This is a genomic window from Sphingomonas arabinosi, assembly GCF_036663715.1.
In the GTDB taxonomy this organism is placed as follows: Bacteria; Pseudomonadota; Alphaproteobacteria; order Sphingomonadales; family Sphingomonadaceae; genus Sphingomonas.
Genome location: NZ_JAXOJN010000003.1, coordinates 576,871 through 583,874 on the forward strand (window position 1 = coordinate 576,871; position 7,004 = coordinate 583,874).

At 58.1% G+C, this 7,004-nt stretch carries 6 protein-coding genes; 4 read left to right on the forward strand and 2 right to left on the reverse strand.

Features of this window, described 5'->3' with window-relative positions:
• Window positions 1-116: 116 nt before the first annotated feature.
• The gene (locus U1708_RS08230; RefSeq protein WP_332744526.1) at window positions 117-1,040 is read right to left on the reverse strand and encodes a CPBP family intramembrane glutamic endopeptidase; all 924 of its coding nucleotides are present in this window, start codon (window positions 1,038-1,040) and stop codon (window positions 117-119) included.
• Window positions 1,041-1,628: 588 nt separating this feature from the next.
• On the opposite strand from U1708_RS08230, the gene U1708_RS08235 reads away from it, so the two are divergent.
• The 4 genes from U1708_RS08235 to U1708_RS08250 all read left to right on the forward strand — a co-directional run bounded on the left by U1708_RS08235 (window position 1,629) and on the right by U1708_RS08250 (window position 6,285).
• Window positions 1,629-2,924 carry a M16 family metallopeptidase gene (locus U1708_RS08235; RefSeq protein ID WP_332744579.1) on the forward strand — a complete coding sequence of 432 codons (1,296 nt, stop codon included), beginning with the start codon at window positions 1,629-1,631 and terminating at the stop codon, window positions 2,922-2,924.
• A 157-nt stretch (window positions 2,925-3,081) separates the two neighbouring features.
• Entirely contained in the window at window positions 3,082-4,794 is a 1,713-nt protein-coding gene (locus U1708_RS08240; protein ID WP_332744527.1) for a M61 family metallopeptidase, read from the forward strand.
• A gap of 40 nt (window positions 4,795-4,834) precedes the next feature.
• Window positions 4,835-5,158: a hypothetical protein gene (locus tag U1708_RS08245; RefSeq protein ID WP_332744529.1), complete on the forward strand. Its 324-nt coding sequence runs from the start codon at window positions 4,835-4,837 to the stop codon at window positions 5,156-5,158.
• Window positions 5,159-5,331: 173 nt separating this feature from the next.
• Complete coding sequence (locus U1708_RS08250; RefSeq protein ID WP_332744531.1) at window positions 5,332-6,285, forward strand: hypothetical protein; 954 nt, start codon at window positions 5,332-5,334, stop codon at window positions 6,283-6,285.
• Window positions 6,286-6,405: 120 nt separating this feature from the next.
• Here U1708_RS08250 and U1708_RS08255 read toward each other — a convergent pair whose 3' ends face one another.
• Window positions 6,406-6,741, reverse strand: coding sequence for a DUF7668 domain-containing protein (locus tag U1708_RS08255; protein ID WP_332744533.1), 336 nt, complete (start codon window positions 6,739-6,741; stop codon window positions 6,406-6,408).
• Window positions 6,742-7,004: the final 263 nt, after the last annotated feature.

Genomic DNA, 7,004 nt, shown 5'->3' on the forward strand with positions numbered 1-7,004 from the left:
GCGAGTTCTCGCACGGTCTGGCATCAATTCCGAGAACACCCGCGCCGTCTCGCTGGCCGTTCTTAATCGGGAACGCGGGTTAGCTTGGCAGCAGCTTGCGAACCGGAAAGGCAGTGTCAGCGGGTTGTAGGCATCGATGGGGCTGGCCTGCCCGAGCGTTCGCAGGCTCGAACAGTAACCCGCTGTATGATTATGAACAGGACGATCAAGGCCGGTAGAACAAGCAGACTGGCTTCGGGGCCGGTGGTACCACCTGTCAGTAGCGGCGAGCCATTGACGGTAGCGGAAAGCAAGCTGGCCGGGGATTTACCCCCGCTGTTGTGAAACCCAAAGACGAAGCTCTGGCTGAAATTCCACGAGGCGTGGAAGCCGAGGGCGAACCAAAGGGAGCCCGTCCTCAGCAGGCTGTACGACAATGCCAAGCCAAGCAGTCCGGCAGCGACGATGCCAAGCACCGTCTCGCCTTCGTTTCCGACATGCCCGTACATGAACCAAGCACTGCTCAGAAGAGCGGTCGGCCAAAAGGAGATCGCACGAGAAACTTGCACGAAGGCATAGCCGCGATGCAGACCTTCCTCACCTGCGGCTTGAGCCAGCCACAAAATTGCGGAAATTATCAAACCCGAAAAAGCTGCTGACAAGGTGGGGGCGGCAATGCCAAACGTGACGGCACCGAACAGCCACATCACACCCGCAATGGCCGCGAGCATGCTGAAGCCGGTCGCAAGCCCCCACCCTGTGAGCCTTGGTGCGCTGCCGCATGCCCATGCCGAGAGATGAAACGGCTCCTTAAAGAACCTGAGAACCATTGCGGTCGGGAAAATAACTACCCCAAACAGCAATAATACTGCCCGCGCTGTCCCTGTTGCTGCGCCGCCTTGCGCGAGTTCAAGGAGTGATGCGCCGAGTAGGCGCTTTGCAAAGGCCGAGACGAGAAGCGCGCCGACGAGCGCCAGGACCAGGTAGGTGACTGCCTTTCCAAAGGCGGTTAGCCTTGAGCGGGAACCTGACCGAGTTGCCAAAAACGAACTGGTTACCATCGGTCCTCCTACCACGTCGTGCTAGCTGCGTGTATTACTACACCGCCACACGCTGCCTTCAATGACACGGATTAGGGATATGTCGCTCTTTCCCATTTTTCGATCGATTCCGAGAACGCCGATGCCTTATCGCCCGCCCTTCCTTTTGGGAAAGCGCCGGCCGTCTCGATGGCCGTTCCTTTTGGAAATGCCTCAATCCGCCCCGCGGCCAATCTGAAGAGACGGACTAGCCCAGTGAGAGTAAGGCCGCCAAGAAAACGTCACTATCCTGCCGTAAAGTTCTTTCATCAATACCCCGCCTACTGCCGGTGAGGCGAAGTGATGCGACAACTGGTGGGAGATTGATCCTTGCAGGTGAAACGGTACGTCTCGACGTTGCTACCCCTATCGCTGGTTTCTGTGGCTGTCCTATGCTCTCCAGCCCAAGCGGACGATACAGCAAAAGCATCGGGCAAGGTTTCGGTTGATCCGAGGCTGAAAAAGTCTGCCGACAGTGCTTGGCGAACGATCGTAACCGGGCGTCTCGGGAACGGCGTACGTTTCGCGATCTTGCCGCGACGATCCAACGAACCCGGGGTGGGCTTGCTCATGCGCAACGCAGGGGGTTTCATCGCAGAACGGCGACCTGGCGAGCGGGGTCTGGCTCATCTGATCGAACATATCGTATTTCGTAGTCCTACGACGGGCTCCCCGGACGATCTCGGGCATTTCCCGCACATCGGCCTGCCGCTGACATTTCCGGCGGCGCAGGTGGCGACGACGACGTGGCGAGAGAGCAACTGGTTCCTGTCGAGCAGGACCACGCGGGTAAACGATCTCGACCGCATCTTGGCTCTATTCCGCGAAGCCGCGACCGACCTGACCTTTCGTGCCGATGCGGTGAATATCGAGCGCGTCTCGGTGATGCGGGAGATGGCGGACAAAACTCTCGGAAACCGGATATACGCTGATTACATCGCCGCACTCGCGCCAGGATCGCCGAACGATGTGCTTGATGCGCAGAACTCCGACGATGTGCCGACCGCGAGCATCGATACGCTCCTCAGGCTGTACCATCGGCTCTACCGGCCCGAGGCGATGATGATCGTCGTGGTGGGCGACGTCGATCCAGCGGTAATCAGGGCCTTGATCGAGAAGCGCTTTGGTGACTGGAAACGCGAGAAACTTGGGCCGAGACGGAAGTCTGTACCCCTGTTCCAGAAGGACCGGTTGCGTCCAATCAGCTACTCCGCGCTGCCGCAAGGGCGCCGAACCGCGATACTCGGCATCGTGCTGCCGACGCCAAAGCTGGCGGTTTCGCGCGCCGCTCAGGCGAAGGCGATGCTGATGGATCTCGTTGCCGTACGCGCGGTCAGCGATCGTCTAACGGCAATGCAGCCGGGCGCTCCTGCGGATAAGACGGGACTCTACATCGAGAATGCTGAGCCAGGACACCGACAGATCGAGGTCTGGGACGGCTTCGCCACCGGCACGTGGCGGCCGGCCATCGCTCGATTACGGCGAGTTACGTGTGCGCTGAAAACCGCCGGCTTCACGTCCGCAGAGTGGCGAGCGGCCAAAGGCAGGGTGTTCACCGATCTCCAACAGCGCACGACGACCATGGCCAAAGTGCCGAACGTCGAACTGGCGAAGGACCTGTCCCATGCAATGGCTGATGGCCGCGCGCTGATTCCACCGGACGAGATGCTTCGCCATGCGCAGGTTCTGTTGCCAGCGATCGATGCACGGGAGGGAAGCGACTGGTGGCGACGGCAATGGCATGCGGGAATTGAGCATTTGAGGGTAGAATCACCTGAATTTGCGCAGTTGTCGGATCCGATCTCTACAATCCGTGCTGCGGATGATGCAGTCATACCGGCAGCTTGCAAGAAGCAGCAATATTAAGGCCACGATTGCTTCGCCGACCTCGCCATCCGTTGCCGGCAAACGGGATTCCCATTCCGCGATCGATTTCGAGCATGCCCGCGCCGTCTCGCTGGCCGTTCGTTTGCGGGACGAGCGAATAGATTGCCGAACCTGTTTCACTGGGTAAGGTAGCGGCATGCGTTTGCGTTCGCTGAGCCTCACTCTGCTATTGCTAGGCGCTTCCAACGCACCTCGCGAAATCACCGTCCCCGTGCAATATACCCTAGCGCCTGATTTATCTGGTGACTTGCTTACCGGGTTGCGCGTTCAAGTCCGCTTCCGTGCCAATCCTTCGGGCACTACCGGGTTCGGATGGGGCGAAGGTTGGGCCGGAGAGCGCAGGCTGTGGCAGTGGGCGCGCGACTTTGACGTCCAAGGGGCAACCGCTGTCGAGAAAGATCGAGACGGCCATTGGCGCATTCTTGCGGCTTCCGGCAAGGCGCTGACAGTGACCTACCGAATAGTATCTGCCTACGATCACGACCCAACCGTAGACGACAGCCAGCAGCCCCGACCTGTCATCAGACCTAAGTGGTTTTATGCGGTCGGCAATGCAATGTTCGGCTACCCCGATGATCGCGAGAACGCACCAGCCATGTTCGATTGGTCAGGCTCAAACGGTATGGGCTTCGCCTCCGACCTCGAACATCTTGCCGGTCGAAACCGCAAGGCGAGCCGTTCCGGCACCGTGGCCGACGTGTTGGAAAGCGTCGTTATCGGCGGGCGTAATCTTCGCACCTTTGCGGCGTCAGACGGCTCGGAGGTGAGAGTAGCTACCGTTGGCAGCTACTCGTTTGCCCCGGAGCAACTAGACAGCCTGGCGCGTCAGGTGATTACACTGGAGCGCGCCTTCTGGAACTCAAGCCGCCGTGCTCCCTTCCTTGTAACGGCTGCCCCGATTGTCGGCAGCCCAACGACAATGGGCTTCGCGGGCACCGGACGCGGGGACGCATTCGCGTTATGGATCGATCAGCGAACGCCTTCAGCGAGTATGAAATGGCTCCTCGCCCACGAGTATTTTCATACCTGGAATCCGGGGCAACTTGGTGCCCTTTCGAAAGATCGGGAAGAGCGGCCTGCTGCCTATTGGTTCAGTGAAGGCTTTACCGATTATTACGCGCGTGCCTTGATGGTGCGCGCCGGCCTGATAACGCCGACGGAGTTCGCATCCATCTGGAACGAAATGCTGGCGGCCTATGCCGGTTCTCCTGTCCGAACCATGCCGGGAGCGCAGGCTACGGCGGCTTTCTGGAGCAACGATGCGGCGCAAAAGCTACCCTATCAGCGCGGCGCGATGCTGGCGGCGATCTGGAACGAGCGCTTAGTGGCAGCAAGCAGGGGCGCGGTGAATCTGGACACGGTGCTGCACGCACAGATTGCGACTGCGCGGTCTTCGAGAGAGCAAGCGACCTTCCTTTTTGAGACGCTAATCCGCAAGAACGGTTTGAACATCACTGACGATGTAGCCCGCTACCTAATTAACGGTGAACCGATCCTGTTGCCGGCAGGGACATTCGGACCGTGCGCCAAGATCGTTACCGAACAACGCCCGTCGTTCTCACCAGGCTTCGACGCGGAGCTGACCGCAAACGCCGGGAATGTCGCAACCGCCGTTGATCGGTTGTTGCCAGCGTATGCGGCAGGGTTGCGAGATGGCATGAAGATACTCGCGCGAACGGAAGGCGAGCCGGACAACGCACTATTGCCTTATGCATTGTTAGTCGAAGACAATGGCAAACACCGTACGATCCGGTATCTCCCGCAGGGACACAAGCAAGTTACGGTTCAGCAGATTCATATAAAAAACGCCCAAACTCCCGACTGTCGACGTACGCTAGGGGGTTTGTAAACTTCTAGCGAACGCTACCTTAACGAGTAGAGGTTGAGATATGACTGTAACCCTGATGGTCGCCTTTTTTGCCGCATCGCCCAGTTCGACTATTGTCACTCCAACTCTAGTTAATTTTGATCTTGCGAAAGTTCGGCCGCGTGAACCTACCTGCATAGACAGAGGTCAATCTGACGAGATTATTGTATGCGCTCCTAAAGGCATGGACATTTGGATATCTGATACGGGCAGATTTGCCGCGCGTCCGATACGCGCCGAGTTCACCGGTCCGCTGAATGCAGAATCGACTGTACATGTCATCCAGCACGGCAGTCCTATTGGCGTAGCGCCTGCCGCAGCCGTCACTTTAAAATGGCATTTTTGAACCAGCCTTGGAAAGATCGAAACTTAAGCCAGATATTCTCTGAATTCGATCAATTCCGGAATGCCATCCGGCCACCTTCGCCCACCCCCAGCGGTTGGTGCGTGTGGAAGATAATACCGATAGCAGCGATGCGTCGATATTGACGCCCTCGATCTTTCGGCCAAAATCGCTCAGTGAAAATGCTTATCCAATTTTGGGTTACCGTTTTGGCGGTGATCGGCGGTGCTGCACCAACGTGCGCAGCGGATGTTGCCGGTATATGGGCGCTCCGCGCGCAGGGCTCGACGCTAATGCTTCTTGAAGTGTCGCGCAGTCGCAAGGGTTGGACCGGATCGTGGACGCAGCCAAGCAGCTACGACACCAACGGTGAATATTTCAACGACATCAAAGCTGACACTACTACTCGACGCTCTCGCGAGGCGCATAAAATTGAAGATGGCGTCGAGCTTGTCTTCGATAATCCTTGGCCTGGGGGAGCGCCGGATCGTATCGCGATCCATGCGGACGGAGCGAGTCACGCCAGCATGCAGTGGGCAGCCTTCAATTCAACCCGATATGAACTGACGCGGGTGGCGTCACCGATTGGGCTGGGTCCGTGGCAGACTGATCGAGGGTATATTCCTGACACCATTCGATCGACCAGTGAGGCTATGACCTCCATCTTTGATGCTGACCAAGCTGATCGCCTCGATCCGGCGCACATTGACTGGAAAGTCGTTCTCCCTGCGGATCGCGCCCGGCGAGAGCAGACGCAAAAACTGCTTGATAGTGGTCGATTGTCGAGCGGCGACGACTTTTATCATGCGGCGTTTGTTTTTCAGCATGGCGAGAAGCCCGACGATTTCATGAGGGCACACGCACTGGCGATGATTGCTATTGCACGCGGACGCTCAGACGCGACGTGGATCGGAGCGGCAACCCTCGACCGTTATCTTCAGTACAGCGGCCGACCGCAGATATATGGCACGCAGTTCACGCGACCGACTACCACATTCACACAGGAGCCGTACCAACGCGGCTTGCTGTCCGATGCCGTTCGTAAGGCCAGCAATGTTCCACCCTTAGCCGCCCAAGAAAATCAGCGCGCGACATGGGATCGTCGTATACCGCACGAAAAGACGCCATAGTCATTGCCGGTCGCTTCGAAGCCCCAGACCTGCCATTCTTGAAACACCATCGAATTTCGAGAATGTCCGGTTGCGGAGAAAAGCGGGATGGCGACTCTCGAATGCGGAAGGAAAGTGGCCTTAGGCGACGCGAATATCATCCAGTTCCAGTGAGGTAATCCCATCTTGAAGCGAGATGGTCAGATTGAGTTCAAGGTCAGAGCGACCATTCTCGCTCTCGCTCCAAAGCGGCGCTCGAACCGACCATCGCGGAGTTCCGTCAGACAGAATTGAAACCACATCCCAGTTCGCGAACGGCGGAGCTGAAAACCGCTCGCCATATTCACTGACCACTCGCGCAATATCAGCGACAGAACAGCGCGACACAGGGGCCTGCGATAGGGCAGCGAGATAATCGCCGGCCGACACAGCTACGATCATTTGTTGAATTGCGACTTCTGCGCTGACTGGAAGCATACCGCATGATCGCTGCGCCGATGCTCGTGGTCAACGCCTGCTATCAGGGATGCTTGAACTTGCGGCGGGCGCTCAGGTTTTGCGACTCCACTGCCCCCATTCCCACGAGGGATCCAAATCGAGAATGGGAAGACAACTAGCCGAGATGCTGCGCGGCGATGAAGGTGAGACAGCAGCGTCAATCAAGATGAGACTCCGTTTGGGGCTGTCGGCGTAGGGCGTAGCCCGGAGCCGACAGCCCCAAACGGAAGCCCTTTCGAAGG